The sequence below is a fragment of the Noviherbaspirillum pedocola genome, assembly GCF_016632335.1.
GTDB classification, from domain to species: domain Bacteria; phylum Pseudomonadota; class Gammaproteobacteria; order Burkholderiales; family Burkholderiaceae_D; genus Noviherbaspirillum_A; species Noviherbaspirillum_A pedocola.
Map to the genome: position 1 here is coordinate 361,796 of NZ_JAEPBG010000001.1, position 18,832 is coordinate 380,627.

The window sequence follows — 18,832 nt, forward strand, 5'->3', positions numbered from 1 at the left end:
CCCTCGGAAATTACATTCCCGGCTTTCTCGTTTTCGATGCATGCAAACCAGGATTGCCTTTAATCTGCACCGGCGATTTCGACGCTTTTTTTCCGTCGCGCGATTTGGCTTCCGCCACGCCGGCCTTGAGCACTGACGGACTGGCCGCCGCCTTGTTTGCGATTTTCGCTCCGGCTGCCGCGTTGTCCGCGGGCAGCGCAGCCTCGGCCACCGCCTCCTCGTTCACCTTGGCTGCCCCTGCGGAAGGCTGAGGTGCTGACGTGCTCGCCGCTTCGGGAGCGGATTGTGCAACGGTTGGTCCTGCGGCATCGGGGGTGAGCGACATCACCGCAGCGTCCCCCAACGCAATGGATTCAGTGAGCGCGGAATCCGCCGGTGCTGCAACTGCCCGCGCAACCGCTGGCATGTTGGCCGACGCTTCAGCCACCACTGCGGCAAGCGATTCCGGCGATAGTTCAGCGGTCTGGGCTACCTCGGCAGGAACCGCGGCGGCACGCGACTCGGCATTCAATGCCGGCAGACCAGGCAGGGCCGACAGCCGTCGGGTAGCAATGCCGCCGAGCTGCTCGGCATACGTGTGCATGACGCTGAAGTCGGGCCGTGCCACGGTAGCAGCGACAGCAAGAAATTCCGCCGGATTGCTTGCGCTGAGCATTTTGCGTGCAGCGCTGGACATGGCGTCTGTGCCGGCCTTACCGGTACGCAAATTCAGATCACCGATTTCGCGGGCCATTTCCAACATGTTTTCTGCAAATTTCTGCGCATTCAGCATGCTGGAACTCAGCTTGGCAAGCGCATCCTGTCTGAATGTTTCCTGAATTAAAAACATGAATTCCTCATGTGAAAGAAATCATTGATAAGCGAGGTATGCTGCTGCGCAGCAAAGCGCATTCTAGCCCAAGAATGCGTACCGGTTACTGCGGAAGTTAATAAAAACTCGCGGCCGGAACAGCTTGAACAGGTGTCTTGCCGCCTGATGCGAAGCGTGTTGAACCGGTGGCAAGCCAAAGTTGTCAATAGAGACATACACCGTTTTACCTGGGGCTTTCTACCAAGCCATCCCGCGCCTGTTGAATGCTCCGCTGATGCACCCTAACGAATGACATTTGCTGAAACCGACAACCATCCTGCCGAGAATTCGACCTCCGGCCACGTCGACGCGTTCGCCGCGTTGATTGGCTTAGCGCGCATGTCGCGCCTGAATCTTCTTCATTACCGCCGCGATGAGGCACAGGCAGGCAGCCGCCTGTTGCTGCAGGCAGCCAGGCAGCGCGGCGGGAACGAGATCGCTGTGCTCTTCGATGAATGGGATGGCGCGCCGCTGGCCATGCTGCAGCAACGCCTCGACGAAGCGGTCCATGCCGCAGACCCCGGCGCCACACCCTATTTCGGCGACCTGCCTGGCGCGCTGGCACATTGGCAGCATGAGCAGGGTTTGCGCTTTTTCGTGATTCTCTACGGCTTTGAACGGCATCTTGCCCGCAATGCCGAGGCATCGGACGTCGCCGAGTTTGACCGCGCGCTGATACGCCTGGCCAGTGATCCGATGCTGGAGTTGCACATCCTGCTGTGCATCGAGGAGGAGGCCGCGCCGATGCTGGGCCGGCTGCGGCCGTTCCTGCCTGACCTGGGGCAGGATTTTTTGCGCATGCCCGAACTGCCGGGGATAGCACCCCGGCAAGTGGCGGCTGGGCAAGAGAGCTCGCTGCCTGATGTGGACAAATCGCTGGCTGCCGCGGCAAGCGCATCGACCAGCGCCGCACCTGAATCGAGAGCATCTGCGCACGGCGAACCGACGCTGCCCATTCTTCCGCTGCACGAGAAGGTTCCCGACGCCAGTGCATTGGCCGGGCGCGGGCAAGCCATGCACTCCGATGATGCACACCCGGAAGGCGGGCGCAGCGGCAAGGATGAAGGCGATGCGACCGACTTCACCTACAGGCACAAGCCGTCACGACGGCGGCGCGATTTTTCTTCGTTGCTGGAAACCCTGGACGCCGCGCCGCTGGCGCGAGCGCCGGGTACGAGCGAACCGCATGCGACGCAGAGAGCGGGCAACGCGCCTGCGCATACGGCGCCTGCAGAACAGCCGATGCGCGTTTCCTCCCGGTTCCACGACCGGACTCGCCAACGCCGGCTGACTAGCATCAAACTGGCGACCAACGGCATCCTTACCGCCACGACCATCCTATTTGTGCTGCTGATCCTCGGCATGCTGGCATGGACGCTGCTACAAGCCTCTGTCCCTTCTTCCGCCGCGGCTTTCACGAAAGCGACCCGATCGGATCGCTCGTTCGCTGCCCGCATGACTGCTCCGCAAGGAAAGCACGAGGCGAGATCACTCCAGGCGGGCTGACCTCCGCGCATGGCCAACAGCGTTTCACGCTGCTGGCGGACGGCCTCGTTTTCCTTCGTGGAAGAAATAGTCCTGCGCTGTCGGACAAGGATCGCTATTCCGGCAAGCCCCGGAAGTCCCCCGGGACAAGCCGTGTTTCATGCTCCCTCGAACATCGTTCAGAAAAGCTCGCCCAGCTTTTGCTCCACCGCAGCGCGCACCGAGCCTTCCACCACGAATTGATGCGCGGTCGCGATATCGTCATGGAACCAGCGATCGCCTTCCAGGCAGGCCGGGATGCGCTGCCGGATCGCGTCATACGCCGCCTGCGTGCCCGCGCCGAGCTTGAAGTCCTTCAGCAAAGGCTCGGTCATGGTCAGCCCCTGCGCCGCCAGCAGCATTTCCACGCCAACGATGTAGCGGGTATTGGCCACCACGGTGGCGGCCTTGCGCGCGCACCAGGTCGAATTCGAGATGTGGTCTTCGCTGTTGCCCTTGGACGGAATGCTGTCCACGCTGCCCGGCATGCATAGCGTGCGGTTCTCCATCACCAGCGCACTCATCGAGCACTGCACCACCGGATAGCCGGTATTGACGCCGCGGATGCCGGTCATCAGGTTGCGCGGCAAGCCCCAGGACAAGGTCGGGTCGATCAGGCGCGCGATGCGGCGCTCGCAGATGCTGCCCAGGTCCGTCACCGCCATGGCCAGCAGATCCATTGCCTGCGCCAGGTACTGGCCATGGAAGTTGCCGCCCGAGATGATTTCGAAGCCGCCGCCATCCTTGCCGAAGATCAGCGGATTGTCGGTGGCGGAATTGATTTCCTTGTCGACGATGCCGTCGATGTAATCGAGCGCATCGAATACCGGGCCATACACCTGCGGCGCGCAGCGCAGCGAATACACATCCTGGATGCGCGGCGTGTAGGCGATGTCGGTGCGGCGCAGTTCTTCCGGCAATTGCACCGCGCGCGCTTCATGCGTGGCACGGGTCGAACCGGCAAGCAGCTTGCGCACAATGGCCGCGGTCTTGATCTGCCCCGGATGCGGACGCGCCTTGTGAATGCGCTCGTCGAAGCCTGACATTTCGGCGCGCATCGCTTCCAGCGTCAGGCCGAGCGAGATGCAGGCATCCGACAGCAGGTTGCGCGCATCCGCGGCCGCCAGCACTGCCACGGCCAGCGACACGGTGCAGCCATTGATCAGCGCCGACGCATCCTTGGCCTTCAGCTCAAACTGCACCGGGCCGATGCCGGCCGCCTCGATGGCCTGCGGCGCGCTCATCTTTTCGCCGCGATACATGACCTGCGCTTCCTCGAAGCCAGCGATCGCTGCTGCCAGATACGCCAGCGGCGCGAGGTCGCCCGAAGCGCCGACCGAGCCCTTCTGCGGCATCAGCGGATGGATACCCGCATTGACGAAAGCCAGCAGGCGGTCGACCACTTCCACGCGCGGCGCGGAATAGTTGCTGGCGAAGGCGTTCGCGCGCAGCAGCATGGTCGCGCGGCTCACTTCCTCGGAGAACGGTTCACCCATGCCGGCCGCATGCGCACGGATCATCTGGGTCTGGAACAGGCCGATGTTTTCCACCAGGATGCGTGTGTCCTTCAACAGGCCGACGCCGGTGTTGAAGCTGTACATCATCGGCGCTTCGTCATGCATCCAGTTGGCCTCGATGTAATCGCGGCTTTCCTTCAGTGCCGCGCGCGAGGAATCGGCCAGGCCGACCTTCAGCGCGGGATTGCGCGCCACCGCCAGCACCTGCTCCGCGGTCAGGGTGAAGCCATCGATCAGTAGTTCTTTCATGCTCGTTCCAGTCCTGATGGTTGTTTGCTTGATTGCTCGATTACCTGCCGGGCGCGAAGCGCTCGACGAAGCGGGAGAACACGTCCGCGGCAACGGCCGCGTCTTCGGAAGTCATGATTTCATCCGGGTGATGGCTGATGCCGCCATTACCGCAGCGAACGAAGAGCATGGCCACATCGGTGAGCGCGGCGAGGGCCATCGCATCGTGGCCGGCGCCGGAAGGCAGGTGGCGCACCGGCAGGTTCAACGAGGAGATTGCCGCTTCCAGCCCCTGCTGCAGCCACGGCGCGCAAGGCACGCTGGCGGCGTCATGGGTGCGGTTGATCGTCAGCGTCACGTTGCGGCGTTTGGCAATCGCTTCCATCTCGGCCAGCACATCGCGCACCGCGGCTTCGCGCACCGCATCCTCTTCGGCGCGGATGTCGATGGAAAACTGCGCGCGGCCCGGCACGACGTTGGTCGCGCCGTTGGGCACCTGCAGCATGCCCACGGTGCCAACCAGTCCCTTGGCTGCCGAACAGCGCCGCTCGATGAACAGGCCGATCTCGGCCGCTGCCATCGCCGCATCGCGGCGCAGGCCCATCGGCACGGTGCCAGCATGGCCGGCAAGGCCGGTGACTTCCACCATGAAGCGCGTCGCCCCCGAGATCGCGGTAACGATACCGACCGGCAGGCCTTCATCCAGCAATACCGGACCCTGCTCGATATGCACCTCGACGAAGCCGAGCACCGCATCGCGCGGATGCGTCGCCTGCGGCAATGCCTGCGCATCGAAACCGGCCGCGGCCATCACCGCGCGCATCGTCGCGCCGCTGTCATCGGCCCGCTCCAGCACCGCGACATCGAACGTGCCGGCGATGGCGCGGCTGCCCAGCAGCGTGGCCTTGAAGCGCACGCCCTCTTCCTCGGCGAAGCCGATGACTTCGATGGCAAAGGGAAAGCGCTTGCCTTGCCGATGCCAGCGTGCAATGCAGGCAATCGGCAGGATCACGCCGAGATTGCCGTCGTATTTGCCGGCATTCCTGACCGTGTCGAAATGCGAGCCGGTCAGCAGCGCCGGCGCATCCGGCGCTGCGCCTTCATAGCGGCCGATCACATTGCCGGCGGCATCGCGCCGCACTGTCATGCCGGCATCCTTCATCCATTGCGTCAGCAGCGCCGCGGCGCCGTGATGCGCTTCGGTCAGATAGGTGCGGGTCAACATGCCCGCCGCTTCGCTATGCACGGCAAGCTCGTCCGCCATAGTCATGATGATGTCGCCGATTTCCGCTGTTGCCTGTTCCGCGCTCATGGCCGCTCCTTGATGATGGTCGCAGTATATTATCGTATCCAAACTTTGTATACAAAATAAGTGTACATTTTTAGCATGCTATTACAGGGGCTGGTATAGTTGCGCTTCATGGCGTTCCGCGCCGGCAAGTGTGGTGAAGACCGCTCACTTCCTGTCGGAGCGCGACTCTGCGTAGGGTGGGCGCAGCCCACGCGGTGCTTGCTTTTGAACCGCGTGGGCGCAGCAGGCCCTACGGTACCGAGGCATCGCAAGAATCCGCCTGCCCTACCCGCAAACCACCATGCCCAAAGCCGAAGACCAAGCCGACGCCGGCAACCGCAGCTCGAAATGGATTGCCGAGGATATCGCGGCCGCGATTGCGGCGCGCAAGCTGCCGCCTGGCACGCGCCTGCGCGAGGAAGCGTTGTCGCGGGTGTATGAAGTCAGCCGCACCAAGATCCGCGCGGCGCTGCTGATCCTGTCCAAGGACAAACTGATCAACATCGTCCCCGACAAGGGCGCATTCGTCAGCCAGCCGACCGAGGCCGAAGCGCGCGATGTGTTCGCGACCCGGCGCATCATCGAAGCCGCACTGGCCAGGGAATTCGTGGCCAGGGCCAAGGCAGCCGACTATGCCCGCCTGGAAAAGCACATCCGCAACGAGCGCAATGCGGTATCGGGCAAGGACACGAAGGCGCGCTCGCAATTGCTCGGCGACTTCCATGTGCTGCTGGCCGAAGTCGTTGGCAATGGCGTGCTGGCGGAGATCCTGCAGGAACTGGTGGCGCGCAGCTCGCTGATCACGATGCTGTACCAGTCGGTGCGCGACGCGGCCTGCTCATCGGACGAGCATGTGGAATTCCTGAAGGCGGCAAAGGCCGGCGATGCGGATGAAGCGGTGCGGCTGATGATGGCGCACCTGGATCATGTGGAAGCCGCGCTGCAATTCGATGCCGCCGCCGCGCCGGGGGACCTGGCGGCGGGGCTGCTGGCGCGGGCGGGATGAATGGCGCGGTATCGCGTAGGTTGGGCTGACGAAGGAAGCCCAACATGTTCGCGGGCCGTGGGAGTTCGATGTTGGCCCGTAGGTTGGGCTGCAAGCCCAACTTGGTCGCGGGCCGCGGGAGTTCGATGTTGGGCTTATCAGCCCAACCTACGTATCCTTGCTCGCGGGCTGCGGGCGTTCTATGTTGGGCTTGTCAGCCCAACCTACGCTTCCCTATTTCAAGCTCCCCATATCGATCACAAAGCGATACTTCACATCGCTCTTCAGCATCCGCTCATAAGCCTCATTGATCCCATGTATCGGAATCATCTCGATATCCGAGACGATTCCATGCTCGGCGCAAAAGTCGAGCATTTCCTGCGTCTCGCGGATGCCGCCGATCAATGAGCCCGCCAGGTGGCGGCGCTTCATGATCAGGTTGAACACCTGCGGCGAAGGATGCGGCGTGGCTGGAGCGCCGACCAGGGTCATCGTGCCTTCGCGTTTCAGGAGCACGAGAAAAGCATCGAGATCATGCGGCGCGGCCACGGTGTTGAGAATGAAGTCGAAGCTGTTCTCATGCTTCGCCATCTCCTCGGCGTTCTTCGACACCACCACTTCGTCCGCGCCCAGGCGCAGGCCATCCTCGCGCTTGTTCGGCGACGTGGTGAACAACACCGTATGCGCACCCATCGCATGCGCCAGCTTCACGCCCATATGGCCCAAGCCGCCGAGTCCGACGATACCCACCTTCTTGCCCGGCCCCGCCTTCCAGTGCCGCAGCGGCGAATAGGTCGTGATGCCCGCACATAGCAGTGGCGCACACGCAGCCGGATCGAGCGCATTCGGCACGCGCAGCACAAAACCCTCCTTCACTACGATATTGCTGGCATAGCCGCCATAGGTCATGCCGCCGGTATGCATTTCCTCGCCGTTGTAGGTACCGACGAAGCCGTTCTCGCAATACTGCTCCAGGCCCTCGGCGCAGGCATCGCAGTGCTGGCAGGAATCGACCATGCAGCCCACGCCAGCCATGTCGCCCGGCTTGAAGCGGCTGACATGCTCGCCAACCTTGGTCACCCGGCCGATGATTTCATGGCCGGGCACCACCGGGTACACGGTATTGCCCCATTCATTGCGCACCGTGTGCAGATCGGAATGGCAGACGCCGCAGTACAGGATCTCGATCTGCACATCGTGTGGTCCGGGATCGCGCCGGTCGAACGACATGCGCGCGAGCGGGCTGTTTGCGTCGGTGGCGCCGTAGCCCAGGGAGGAAAGCATGGTGATTCCTTTCGCTTGAGTGTGAAAACCTTACTTCTTCAACAGCCCCAGCAGCGCGCGCGCTGCCGGTTCGGATGAAGCAGGATTCTGGCCGGTGATGAGATTGCCATCGGTCTGCACATACGGCTGCCAGTCGCCGGCCTTGCTGTACTGGCCGCCCGCTTCCTTCAGCGCATCCTCGACAAGGAAAGGCACGACATCGGTCAGGCCAGCCGCGGCTTCTTCGCTGTCGGTGAAGCCGGTCACGCGCTTGCCGCGCACCAGCGGCGATCCGTCCGGCGCGCGAGTATTTTTCAGCGCGCCCGGCGCATGGCATACCAGCGCCACGCCCTTGCCGGCGCGATGCATGGTTTCGATGGCGCGGATCGAATCCGCATCCTGCGCCAAATCCCACAGCGGGCCGTGGCCGCCGGGATAGAAGATCGCATCGAACTTTTGCACATCGACGCCCGACAAGGGCACCGTGGCCGCCAATGCGGCCTGCGCGTCGCGGTCTTCCTTGAAGCGGCGCGTGGCGTCGGTTTGCGCATCGGGCGCATCGCTCTTCGGATCCAGCGGCGGTTGCCCGCCCTTGGGCGAAGCCAGGGTGATGCTGGCGCCGGCATCGCGGAACACATAGTAGGGCGCGGCAAATTCTTCCAGCCAGAAACCGGTTTTCTTGCCGGTATTGCCGAGTTGATCGTGCGAAGTCAGGACCATGAGTATGTTCATCGCGTTCTCCAGATAGCTAGCAAAGCCCATTTGGATCGCACGCCGCCAACGATGGTTCCGGCGGAAGGCCAATTGCGCTGCGGTATCATCGCGCTTTTTGCGCCGTCCCCGGCAGCACACCAGCGGGACGGCCTCGCATCATCGCAGGGAGCAAGCTTGGAAGATTTCAAACCGCCCGTCACGCGCACCGAGCGCGCACGGCGGCTGGGCAGTCGCATCGGCCGCGTCACCATCACCCGCGGCGCCGCGCTGATACGCCACATCGTCGATGACTATGCCGGCGCTCTCGACAAGGACGCTCCGCGCAAGGCGCGCATAGGCTCCGGCGCAAAGGCGCTTGCCGCCACCGGCGGCCTGCTGCTGACGCTGCTTACCCTCTACACGCTGCTGCTGATCCCGTTCACGCCAAGCATCAGGGATTTGAAGAAGGCCAAGGTCGATCAACCGAGCGTGCTGATGTCCATCGACGGCAAGCGCATCGCCAGCTTTCGCCGCAGCAATCGCGAATGGGTGCCGCTGGAGCGCATCTCGCCGAACGTGGTGAATGCGCTGATTTCCACCGAAGACCGGCGCTTCTTTGACCACCATGGCGTGGACTTCAAGCGCGTGCTCGGCAGCGCCGCGCACAGCCTCTCCGGCAATCTGCAAGGCGGCTCCACCATCACTCAGCAGCTCGCGCGCAACCTGTATCCGGAAGAGATCGGCCGCAGCCGTTCGCTGACGCGCAAGCTGAAGGAATTGATCACGGCATTCAAGATCGAGCATGCGTACAGCAAGCGCGAGATTCTCGAAACCTATCTGAACACCGTGCCCTTCCTGTACAACGCCTGGGGCATCGAGATGGCCGCGCGCACCTATTTCGACAAGCCGGCGGCCAAGCTCGATGTGCTCGAATCCGCCACGCTGATCGGCATGCTCAAGGGCACCAGCTATTACAACCCGGTGACCAACCCCGAACGCGCGAAGGCGCGGCGCAACGTGGTGCTGGCGCAGATGGAAAAGAATGGCCATCTGAATGCATCGCGCAGGCAGGCGCTGGCCGCGCGGCCGATCCGCCTGGACTTCGAGCGCCAGGATGAAGACCAGGGCCCGGCGCCGCACTTCGCGCGCCAGGTGCGCAAGTGGCTCATCGAATGGGCCGATGAGAACGACTACAACATCTATCTCGACGGCCTGGTCGTGACCACCACGCTGGACTCGCGCATGCAGGCCGCGGCCAATGCCGCCGTCGAGCGCCAGATGGACCGGCTGCAAGCCGTGGCCGACGTGGAATGGGCTCTGCCCTCGTCGCGCCTGCTGTCGACCAACCCCGGCGCCTATGCCGCGATGGCCAGGCGCATCAAGCCCTTCGCGTATTTCCGCAGCAGCCATGCGGAGACCATGGACGCCTTCGTGCGCGAGTCGGCGCAGTACCGCGCAGCGGTGGATGGCGGCATGAAGCCGGACGACGCGCTGGCAAGACTGGAAGCGGACAAGGACTTCATGAGCAAGCTCTTCGCCGGCAAGACCCGGCTGCAGGCCGGCTTCATCGCGCTGGACCCGGCCAGCGGCGCGGTGCGCGCCTGGGTCGGCAGCCGCGATTTCGATGAAGACCAGTACGACCATGTCTCACGTGCGCAGCGCCAGCCGGGCTCGACCTTCAAGCCCTTCGTCTACGGCGCGGCGCTGCTGAAGGGCATGACGCCGGACACCACCTTCGTCGATGGCCCGGTTGAGATACCGCTGGGCCACGGCCAGGTATGGCGCCCCACCGACCTCGAGCCCCCGAGCAATGCGCCGATGACGCTGGCCGACGGCCTCGCGTATTCGAAAAACACCATCACCGCGCAGGTGATGGCCCAGGTCGGCCCGAACAAGGTTGCCGATCTCGCCGCGGCGATGGGCGTGAACGGGAGCCGGCTCGATGCGGTGCCCGCGCTGGCGCTGGGCACGAGTCCGGTGACGATGCTGGAAATGGCGACTGCCTACGGCACCATCGCCAACGGCGGCACCGCGCGCGCCCCGCTGATGGTCACCCGCATTGCGGACCGCGACGGCAATGTGCTGGCCGAATTCGATGGCGATGGCAGGCGCGCGCTGCCTGAGAACATTGCGAAGGAGCTGGTCGACATGCTGCGCGGCGTGGTCAATCGCGGCACCGGCGCCGGCATCCGCGCGCAGTTCGGCATCCGCGGCGACATCGCCGGCAAGACCGGCACCACGCAGAACAATACCGATGGCTGGTTCATGCTGATGCATCCGCAACTGGTGGCCGGCGCCTGGGTCGGCTTCAACGATGCGCGCATCACGATGCGCAGCAGCTACTGGGGACAGGGCGCGCATAACGCGCTGTATCTGGTGGGCGATTTTTTCCGGCAGGCGCAGAACGGCAGGATGATCGATGCGCGGGCGCGCTTTGGCGGCGGTGAGTTGCCCGAGCCGGCGCCGGCGAGGACCGAGGAAGCGCCGATACCGGCAGCGCCGACGCCCGCTCCTTCGCAGGACGCTCCCGCGCCAGCGCCGCAGGACGACGAGCTCGAGCGCATCATCGAGCAGGCACGTCAGGCGACGGACCAGGGGCAGCAACCGGGGCAGCCCGCGCAATAGCGGTGGATAGCGGTGGACAGAGCCACGACTTGCGCAGGCAAGCGCAAGGTCCTGGTTACCCGGCCATTGCCGAGCGCTCCGCCGCCGGGTAATTCAACTCGATCACCACGCCATCCGGATCGTTCAGGAAGACTTGATGCAAACCCAGCGCCGGCACGGTGCGCTCGCGCGGCGTGATGCCCAGCCCTTTCAAATGCGCAAGCATGTTCGACAAACCGCTGGCGAAGAAAGCGATGTGATCGATGCTGCCGGTGCCATGCGGCAGCTCGACATCGCGGTCGCCGAGGTAGGCGGACAAGCCGCCGCTGTTCTCTTCATCGATGGCGATCACATGCACCACCGCATTGGCGTAGTCGCCCTGTTCGCCGCTGTACAACCAGATGCCGGGGAAAGGGAAAGGTGGACGCGGGCCGACGGATAGTCCGAGCACATCGACATAAAAGGCGCGGCAGGCGGCGAGGTTGGCGGTGCGTATCGAGTAATGGCTCAGGGTGAGCGCCATGACATTCTCCTGTAAATGCGAAACGCCGGTCGCTTGCGGACCGGCGCGGGGACTCAGTATAGGGATTATCCAGGAGTGTGGCCGCGCCCTTCTCCGGATCAGCGTGTGCGTCAGGATGCGTGCTTGGCCCTCGATATCAATTTCATGATCCCTTCATACAACACTTCCATTTGGTTCAGCTCGCCCCATTTCTTCCTCTCTTCAATGGCCGCAATGATTTTTTCAACGCCATACTTAGCAATGTCCATCTTGATGTTGACCCACGTCATGCCGGTGCGCCGAAGGTTCTGAACGATGTCCGCTGGAAGATAGTGGTTGAGCAAACTCGCAAAGTCTTCTCCATCCCATTCGGATGCCGCGATCTCGATAGCCATCTTGCCTTCATTGTTCCGCTTGGTGAGATCAGGCTTTTGCTTGCCCTTGAGAAGGATCTCGGCTATTGAAGTAGCTCGTTGATCAAGCGCCGCGCACATCAGCGGCGTGTTGCCCGCCGCGTCCGTAATGTTGACGTCCACGGACCGCTCGAGCAGGGCCTTGACTGCCTCCGTGCAGCCGCTCTTGACCGCAATAGTGAGCGCCGTGTCTCCTTGCGCATTCCGATGATTCGCATCGAGGTGTTCCGAATCCATCATCAATGCATCGACGAGCGAAGCGTTGTTGTTGCGGCTTGCCCAGATCAATGCGGTATTGCCCTCGTTGTCAGTGGGGTTCAAATCCGCTCCGAGTTCGACGAGGCATTTCACACCATTCACATATCCATTCTTTACCGCGACGATCAATGGCGTGTTGCCCTCGCTGTCGAAACGATTCAGGTCGGCGCCCGCTGCCTGAAACCCTCGAATCATGTCGGCGCGCCCTGCGCGCAGCGCTAGCGTCAGCGGCGTATTGCCGTTGCCATCAGCAATGTCGATATCCGCGCCTGCGCGGATGAGCGCTCTAGCCGCTTCGACATTCCCGCTTGCGACTACGCGGTGCAGAGCAGTCATGCCTTCACCATCCCGGTGGTTGATGTTGGCACCACGCGAGATCAAACACTTCATCATGCTGACATTGCCGTTTTGTGCAGCCAATATCAGCGCCGTTTGGCCACGCACATTGCCGTTGTCGACTTCAGCGCCATGCGAGAGAAGCGTCTTGACCATTTCCTGCTGGTTTTCCGTGGCCGCCAGCGTCAATGCAGTCATCCCGTAATACCTCGCGCCGTTGATATCGAGCGCGCCGCGAGCAATGGATATCGCCAAGGGCCCCCACTTACCGTTAGCGATAGCATCGAGTGCAGTCAGGTCATTTTCATTGGCCTCGAAGGTACGCTGCAGAAAAGCCTGCCTGATGAGATCCCCTTTTGAATCCAATATCGCTCGCACTTGCGGCTTCCCCTTGGATGGAGATATTGAGTTGGTGGGAGTCGTGGCAGCTCGGTTCGTATCAAGCTGCTTCTTCGCATTCGTGGTGTAGCCCAGTTTGTCCATGGCAATTCTTCCTTGATATCTGCGCCCGCTCGCCAGCCCGGCGTAGCGCATCGATGAAGGGAACCGAAAGGCTGGACCGCGGCTAAGTAACTAAACGCCTGCAATAGGTTCTGAGAAAAGTAAGCCAGTCCGTGCACCGGTTCCGCCGTGTACCGTGCGTCGCGTCGCGCCATGCTGAGCGGCGGACTGATCGCGATCGCTGCTGCCTATTGCGCGCTGAAAACACTGGCCCCACGCTGCGCCAACCCGTATAGTTGCGGCCTGCCAATTGCTTCGCCTCCCCGTGTTTTTCGATTCCGAACGTCTCCATTTCTTCCGCCCGCTGTCCGGCCGGCACCGCGCCGTTGTCGTCGCCGCGCTGCGCGCGCTGTACGAGCGGCTGCATGGGCCCAGCGCCGACTATGCGCACAACCTCACGCGCGAAGGATTGCGCGAGCTGCTGATACCGGTGGTGCGCGATGCGCGCCGCCAGCCGTCGCTGCCCGAGGAAGGCCACGCGACAGATGCCATCCTGCCCGAGCATGCCGATGATGCGAATGCCGCCGCGGCCCTGATGCGCGCGCTCTTGCGCGACGGCTGGCTGGAAAGCTTTGGCGACCGCTCCGGCCTCGTCACCGCGTTTCGCCTGACTCGCGCCGGCAAGCTTTTCGCCGAAGCCTTCTGGGCGATGGACCGGCCCAGCGCGCGCACGCGCCAGCGCAATGTGCGCAGCTGCCGCAATGCGCTCGACGCCGCATTGAAGAACCTCGATGCCTATGACCTGGTCGATGCCTGGGATTACGCGGAGAAGGTGATCGGCGACCTGGCCGAAGGCGTCGATTATTTCCAGGAACTGGTGCGGCGATTGATGCAGGAAGCCGCGCATACGCCCTGGGATGGCTTCATCGAATTCCTCGACCGCTTCGAGAAGGAATTCAAGCAGCAGCTCACCGCCGACAATATCGAGCGCCACCGCCAAGCGATACGTGATCTGGTGCTGCGCCTGCATGCGCTGCAGGGCGAGGAGCGCGAGCGGCTGGAAGCGCAGCTCAACGACATCGCGCGCTGGGCGCGGGCGGAGCGCAGCGGCGCATCGACGCTGGACTGGATGCTGTTTCGCATCGAGGACATGGTCGAAGCCGCCTGCAACAGCCGTCATCCGGAACTGATCAAGGCCATGAGCGTGTACATGCAGCGTGCCACCAGCATCGTGCAGCAGGCGCTGGTGCTGACCGGCTCACGCGAGCGCCATGCATGGAGCGAAGCAATTGCGCGCGTGGCCGATGCCGGCGACACCGGCGATGCGCAGGATGCGCTGCTCGCGCGCATAGGCATTGCCATCGCCGGCGCGGAACTGCGGCTGCTCGATCCTTCCGCGTTCCGGCTGCGTAATGCCTCGACACGGCGGCGCGCCTTGAACATCACCGCGCAACCGAAGATCAGCCGCGAAGCGCGCCTGGCCGCGGCGATGGGACGCGCCGAAGCCGGCGCTTTCGCGGTGCCGAACGAAGACCTGGTGGCACGGATCCGCGCGCAACTGCAGGCCTGCGGCGGCGCGCTGCGCCTGTCCGAGCTGCCGGCCGCAAGCGCCACCGAAGTGCTGGGCAACATGCAGCTGGTGGAAGCGCTGCGCAGTGGCCGCGGCACCGACATCACCGTCACGCGCCTGCCTACCCGCCTGGAAAACGCCTGCTACAGCGGCGCCGATTATCTGATCGTATACAACGCATGACTCTTACCGAATCCCTGCAGGCGCAACTCGATGCGCTTGGTCTCTCATTGGCGCGCTTTCGCGACATCGTCGCGCGCATGTACGCGTTTGGCATTTTGGTGCGCGATGAAGACGGCACCGAAGAACGGCTGTATGACGACATGCGCCGCATCGAGCCGCTGCTCCTCGACTATTTTCACCTCGGCGGCTTTACGCTCATGCATGACAGCGCCGCCGGTTTCTTCCGGCTGTATGCGCCGGGCGCGGAGATACCTGGCGCAGATGCCGATGAGGCCGATGCCACGCCGGGCTTGCGCGCGCGGCTGTCGGCGGATTTCGTCGCCGCGGCGCTGGCGCTGCGCTTCCTGTACCAGCAGGGCTTGGCCGATGCCGGCGGCAGGCTTACCGATGCCGGCGAAGTGCTGATCCGCTTCGAGGAACTGGCCGCCACGCTGCAGACCCAATTGCGCCGGGCGCTGCCGGCAGGCGCGGTCGAGCGTCAACGCCTGCTGGCGGAATTGAAGCGGCACCGGCTGGTGCGCCTGCCCGTGCTGTTCTCGATGGAAGACGAGGATGCGCTCATCGCGGTGCGCCCGACCATACTGGGCATCATCAGCGACGACATGCTCGCGCGTGCGCTGGAAGCCGATGATGCGACTGACGCGGTCACGGCGGTCACGGCCGACGCTGCCGCCAACGATGACGACAGCCCGCGCGAAGACCTCGCATGAAACTCGACAAACTGATCCTGGTGAACTGGGGCGCGCTGCGCAGCCAGGAATACCCGATGGGCAGCATGACGCTGCTGACCGGCCCGACCGGCTCGGGCAAGTCGACGATGCTGGATGCGCTGCAGACCGTGATGACCGCGGTATATCAGAACATCTTCAACTACAACCCCGGCCAGGATGAAACCACGCAGGGCGCGCGCAATGGCAAGACCAAGCGCACGCTGTGGTCCTACATCGTCGGCGCCGAAGACAATCTGTATGCGCGGCCCGATGGCGCGCATGGCTATATCGGCGCGGTGTTCCAGCCCAGCGAAGGCGAGGAAGGTTGCGGATTCACCGCGCTGATCGCGGCCTCCGCGCGCGTGGACAGCTCCGGCGCGCGCCGGCAGGCAACCGGCGAGCGGCTCGGCCTCTACCTGATCGACAACGCCGCGCTGACGCTGGACGACCTGACCGCGACCGATGAGGACGGATCGCTGCTGGTGGTGCCGGTGGAACGCATCGAAGCGCATCTGTCGGCGCGCTATCGCGAAGTGACCGGCTTTCGCGACAGCAAGCGCGAATACCTGTGCCAGCTTTACGGCCGCTTCCGTGGTTTGAAGGCGGTGTCGTTTGCCGAAGCCGAAAGCGCGGCGCGCGCGTGGAGTCTGTCGATCGCGCATCGTCCGATCGGCAGCGTCGACGAACTGGTGCGCAAGCACATCCTGGAACTCGATGCGACCGCGCTGTCGCAGCGCATTGCGCAGATCAGCCGGCTGATGCGGCAGGTGAATGCGCTGCGCCGCGAAGGCGAGCGCATGTCGGCCCATGTCGGCCTGCTGGAGCGGTTGGGCCGTGCTGCGGGCGAAGCCGCCGAGGCGCATGAAGCGGCGGCGTCGGCGCAATGGCTGGCCTCGCTACTGGCGCTGCGTGAAGACCGGCGCCAGGCCGACCGCGCCGCGGAAGCGATCGCACAACTCAAGGCCTCGATCGCCGCCGAGAACGACACCATGGCCAGGCTCGAGGAAGAGCGCCACGCGCGCGGCCGCAGCCTGACGCAGGTGCATGCGCAGATGATGGGCATCCCGGCCGTGGAGCAGCAACGGCGCATCCGAGAGCAGCTCGAGGATAGCGAAGCGCGTGCCCGGGCCGCGCTGACGCAGTTACGGCAAGCTGCCGGCATCGCGCAGCGCGTGATCGTCGCGTCGCGCGACGTGGCGGCGATGCGCTTTCCCGCGCATCAGCTTGAACTCACTCGCGCGGCGGCGACAGTCGGCGCGAGCCTGTCGGCGCTCGATGCCAATGCGGCGCTGGCGCAGTTCGACACGATCGAACGCCTGGCCGCGCTGAAGGAAACGGATGTGCTGCAATCGCTGCTGCTGGTGCGCGAGCTCGATGTCATCGAAGCGCCGCTGACACAGCTGCATGCGGCGCTGGCCGGCGGCAGCGACAGCGTGGTCGCCGCGCTGCATGCCGGCATCGCCCGGCTGCGCGGCATGGAAGACGGCGCGCAGAAGCGGGAACGCGACGCGGCGGCGCGCCGCGCCCATCTTGCCGAAGGTGGCGCCGATTATCCCGGCCATGTGCGCCAGGCGCTGAAGGAATTCCGCGCCGAATTGCCCGATGCCGGCGCGCAGGTGCTGTGCGACCTGGTCGAGCCGGTGTCCGGCGAATGGCAGGCGGCGATCGAGGGCTATCTCGGCGGCGCGCGTTTTTCGCTGGTGGTAGCAAGCGAATGGGAAGCGCGTGCCATTGCCCTGGTGCGGCAGAAGCGGCTGCGCATCTCGGTGATCCAGGGCAGCTTGTGCATGAAGCAGGCGAAGCCGGAACGCACGCCGGCGGAGTCGATCGTGCATGAGCTCGCGTCCGAACATCCGGTGGCGCTGGCCTATCTGCATGAGCAGTACGGCCAGGTGGTGAAGGTGGCCGACGCCGAAGCCTTGCGTCATGCGCTGCGCGGCCTGACCCGCGACGGCAAGGGTAGCGGTTCGCGCACCATGTTCGCCGCCGAGGCCGAGCAACTGGTGTTTGGCCAGGAGTCGCGCAGGCAAGCGCGCGAGCGCGCGGAAAGCGAGCATGCGGCGGCCGAAGAAGAGCTGGTGGCACTGCGCGCGGAACTACGCGAACTGCAAGGCGCGCTGGCGCTGATCGCGCAACTGCCCTGCCCGTCCTTTGCCACGCGCGACGCGCTGGAACGCGCCACGCGCGAACTCGATGCCGCCCGCTCGGACTTCAACCGGCTCGATCTGTCCGCGGCCGGCAAGCTGCAGGCGGAAGCCGATGCGCTCGGCGAAGAGATCGCGCGCATCGAGGAACGCAAGGCTGCCTGCAACAAGGCCATCGGCGGCTTTGAGCGCAGCCTGCAGAACCAGGAAGCGGCGCTGGCACGCATTGCCGCCGCGCTGCCGGCCCGGCAGGAAGCGGTGGACGCAGACGCCGCGCGTTTCAAGGCCTTGTGCGCGACCAATGCCAGCCTGTCCTTTGTCGCTGCCGCCGAGGCGATCGCGACGCGCGCGGAAACCGGCAAGGCCAGCGCGCAGGAGGTCCAGGACGACATCGCCCGGCAGCGCTCACGTTGCTGGCAGGTCTACAGCAATGTGCGCGACGCGCTCGGCGCCTACCATGCGCAAGCGCGCAGCGAAGAACGCTTCGACGGCGGCGCCGATCTCGACAGCCGCGACGGCGACTTTGGCCCGCTGCATGCGCGCATGATCACGCTGCGTGACCGCACCCGCGAGCAATTGCTGCGGCAGCGCGACATCGGCCTGGTGAAGAACCTGGACCAGCTGCGCATGGCCGAAAGCTCGTTCAACGATGTGTTCACCCGGCAGTTCTGCTATGAGATTCGCAACGGCGTCGATGCCGGTGTGCGCACCTTGAAGGCGCTGAACATGGAACTGGAACGGCTGCGCTTCGGCACCGACCGCTTCCGCATCGACTGGTCGGAATGGGTGCCGGAATACCGAGCCTATTACGACTTTTTCTGTGCCGCGGCCGAACTGCCGGATGCGCAGGACAACCTGTTCGGCGCGCAGGACTTATCGCAGGCGCAACGCGTGGTGCGCGACCGGCTGGTAGCGCTGCTGCTGTCCGATGACGAAGAAGCGGCGCTGCGCGAGTTGCAGCGGGTAGCGGACTTCCGCAATTACCGGCGCTACGAGATTTACAAGGAATCCGACACGGGCTCGCGCCTGCGCCTGTCCGAATGGGGCACCGGCTCGGGCGGCCAGCTCGAGACGCCGGCCTACATCATTCATGCGGCGGTGGTGACGAACAAGCTGAAGCATTTCGAGAAGGGGCCGAGCCTGAAGCTGCTGGTGAATGACGAATCGTTTTCGAAGATGGATGAAACGCGAGCGCGCGACGTGCTGAAGTTCTTGCGCGAAAGCCTAGGCATGCAGTTGATCTGCGCGATGCCGACCAAGCATGCGGGAGCGATCAAGCCGGAGTTTTCAAGGGAATGGAGCTTTTCGAGGACAGTGGCC

At 64.1% G+C, this 18,832-nt stretch carries 13 protein-coding genes and 1 pseudogene; 7 read left to right on the top strand and 7 right to left on the bottom strand.

Annotated elements, in window-relative coordinates; genetic code table 11:
• Nucleotides 1-10: 10 nt before the first annotated feature.
• Nucleotides 11-772: a phasin family protein gene (locus tag JJB74_RS01665; RefSeq protein WP_200590051.1), complete on the bottom strand. Its 762-nt coding sequence runs from the start codon at nucleotides 770-772 to the stop codon at nucleotides 11-13.
• Nucleotides 773-1,099: 327 nt separating this feature from the next.
• On the opposite strand from JJB74_RS01665, the gene JJB74_RS01675 reads away from it, so the two are divergent.
• A complete protein-coding gene (locus JJB74_RS01675; RefSeq protein WP_234483493.1) occupies nucleotides 1,100-2,356 on the top strand; it encodes a hypothetical protein in 1,257 nt (418 codons plus the stop codon).
• A gap of 158 nt (nucleotides 2,357-2,514) precedes the next feature.
• Here JJB74_RS01675 and JJB74_RS01680 read toward each other — a convergent pair whose 3' ends face one another.
• Nucleotides 2,515-4,140 carry an HAL/PAL/TAL family ammonia-lyase gene (locus tag JJB74_RS01680; RefSeq protein WP_200590055.1) on the bottom strand — a complete coding sequence of 542 codons (1,626 nt, stop codon included), beginning with the start codon at nucleotides 4,138-4,140 and terminating at the stop codon, nucleotides 2,515-2,517.
• Between the two features lie 40 nt (nucleotides 4,141-4,180).
• Entirely contained in the window at nucleotides 4,181-5,431 is a 1,251-nt protein-coding gene (locus JJB74_RS01685) for an allantoate amidohydrolase (protein ID WP_200590056.1), read from the bottom strand.
• A gap of 280 nt (nucleotides 5,432-5,711) precedes the next feature.
• On the opposite strand from JJB74_RS01685, the gene JJB74_RS01690 reads away from it, so the two are divergent.
• Nucleotides 5,712-6,416 carry a GntR family transcriptional regulator gene (locus JJB74_RS01690; protein ID WP_200590058.1) on the top strand — a complete coding sequence of 235 codons (705 nt, stop codon included), beginning with the start codon at nucleotides 5,712-5,714 and terminating at the stop codon, nucleotides 6,414-6,416.
• A gap of 213 nt (nucleotides 6,417-6,629) precedes the next feature.
• Here JJB74_RS01690 and JJB74_RS01695 read toward each other — a convergent pair whose 3' ends face one another.
• Entirely contained in the window at nucleotides 6,630-7,679 is a 1,050-nt protein-coding gene (locus JJB74_RS01695; RefSeq protein ID WP_200590060.1) for an NAD(P)-dependent alcohol dehydrogenase, read from the bottom strand.
• 30 nt (nucleotides 7,680-7,709) lie between these two features.
• Entirely contained in the window at nucleotides 7,710-8,390 is a 681-nt protein-coding gene (locus JJB74_RS01700; protein ID WP_200590062.1) for a type 1 glutamine amidotransferase domain-containing protein, read from the bottom strand.
• 156 nt (nucleotides 8,391-8,546) lie between these two features.
• Here JJB74_RS01700 and JJB74_RS01705 point away from each other — a divergent pair, with 156 nt between their 5' ends.
• Nucleotides 8,547-10,976 carry a penicillin-binding protein 1A gene (locus tag JJB74_RS01705; RefSeq protein ID WP_407672251.1) on the top strand — a complete coding sequence of 810 codons (2,430 nt, stop codon included), beginning with the start codon at nucleotides 8,547-8,549 and terminating at the stop codon, nucleotides 10,974-10,976.
• A 55-nt stretch (nucleotides 10,977-11,031) separates the two neighbouring features.
• Here the strand turns inward: JJB74_RS01705 and JJB74_RS01710 are convergent, their stop codons facing one another.
• The gene (locus JJB74_RS01710; protein ID WP_200590064.1) at nucleotides 11,032-11,478 is read right to left on the bottom strand and encodes a VOC family protein; all 447 of its coding nucleotides are present in this window, start codon (nucleotides 11,476-11,478) and stop codon (nucleotides 11,032-11,034) included.
• Nucleotides 11,479-11,588: 110 nt separating this feature from the next.
• On the bottom strand, nucleotides 11,589-12,947 hold the full coding sequence (locus JJB74_RS01715) for an ankyrin repeat domain-containing protein (protein ID WP_200590066.1): 1,359 nt from the start codon (nucleotides 12,945-12,947) through the stop codon (nucleotides 11,589-11,591).
• Between the two features lie 283 nt (nucleotides 12,948-13,230).
• On the opposite strand from JJB74_RS01715, the gene JJB74_RS01720 reads away from it, so the two are divergent.
• From JJB74_RS01720 to JJB74_RS34140, 4 genes and pseudogenes are all read left to right on the top strand, one after another.
• A complete protein-coding gene (locus tag JJB74_RS01720) occupies nucleotides 13,231-14,658 on the top strand; it encodes a Wadjet anti-phage system protein JetA family protein (protein WP_200590068.1) in 1,428 nt (475 codons plus the stop codon).
• Complete coding sequence (locus JJB74_RS01725; RefSeq protein ID WP_200590070.1) at nucleotides 14,655-15,368, top strand: DUF4194 domain-containing protein; 714 nt, start codon at nucleotides 14,655-14,657, stop codon at nucleotides 15,366-15,368. The genes JJB74_RS01720 and JJB74_RS01725 overlap by 4 nt, the downstream gene beginning before the upstream one ends.
• A pseudogene (locus tag JJB74_RS01730) lies at nucleotides 15,365-18,670 on the top strand (ATP-binding protein); the annotation flags it as partial. The gene JJB74_RS01725 and the pseudogene JJB74_RS01730, both read left to right, overlap by 4 nt.
• Complete coding sequence (locus JJB74_RS34140) at nucleotides 18,669-18,719, top strand: hypothetical protein (RefSeq protein WP_407672270.1); 51 nt, start codon at nucleotides 18,669-18,671, stop codon at nucleotides 18,717-18,719. The pseudogene JJB74_RS01730 and the gene JJB74_RS34140, both read left to right, overlap by 2 nt.
• The last annotated feature ends 113 nt before the right edge of the window (nucleotides 18,720-18,832 follow it).

What these genes read in the sequence shown, in the direction of transcription:
- JJB74_RS01665 (WP_200590051.1), bottom strand. Translation starts at nt 772, where the DNA reads ATGCTGAATGCGCAGAAATTTGCAGAAAACATGTTGGAAATGGCCCGC.
- JJB74_RS01675 (WP_234483493.1), top strand. Translation starts at nt 1,100, where the DNA reads ATGACATTTGCTGAAACCGACAACCATCCTGCCGAGAATTCGACCTCC.
- JJB74_RS01680 (WP_200590055.1), bottom strand. Translation starts at nt 4,140, where the DNA reads ATGAAAGAACTACTGATCGATGGCTTCACCCTGACCGCGGAGCAGGTG.
- JJB74_RS01685 (WP_200590056.1), bottom strand. Translation starts at nt 5,431, where the DNA reads ATGAGCGCGGAACAGGCAACAGCGGAAATCGGCGACATCATCATGACT.
- JJB74_RS01690 (WP_200590058.1), top strand. Translation starts at nt 5,712, where the DNA reads ATGCCCAAAGCCGAAGACCAAGCCGACGCCGGCAACCGCAGCTCGAAA.
- JJB74_RS01695 (WP_200590060.1), bottom strand. Translation starts at nt 7,679, where the DNA reads ATGCTTTCCTCCCTGGGCTACGGCGCCACCGACGCAAACAGCCCGCTC.
- JJB74_RS01700 (WP_200590062.1), bottom strand. Translation starts at nt 8,390, where the DNA reads ATGAACATACTCATGGTCCTGACTTCGCACGATCAACTCGGCAATACC.
- JJB74_RS01710 (WP_200590064.1), bottom strand. Translation starts at nt 11,478, where the DNA reads ATGGCGCTCACCCTGAGCCATTACTCGATACGCACCGCCAACCTCGCC.
- JJB74_RS01715 (WP_200590066.1), bottom strand. Translation starts at nt 12,947, where the DNA reads ATGGACAAACTGGGCTACACCACGAATGCGAAGAAGCAGCTTGATACG.
- JJB74_RS01725 (WP_200590070.1), top strand. Translation starts at nt 14,655, where the DNA reads ATGACTCTTACCGAATCCCTGCAGGCGCAACTCGATGCGCTTGGTCTC.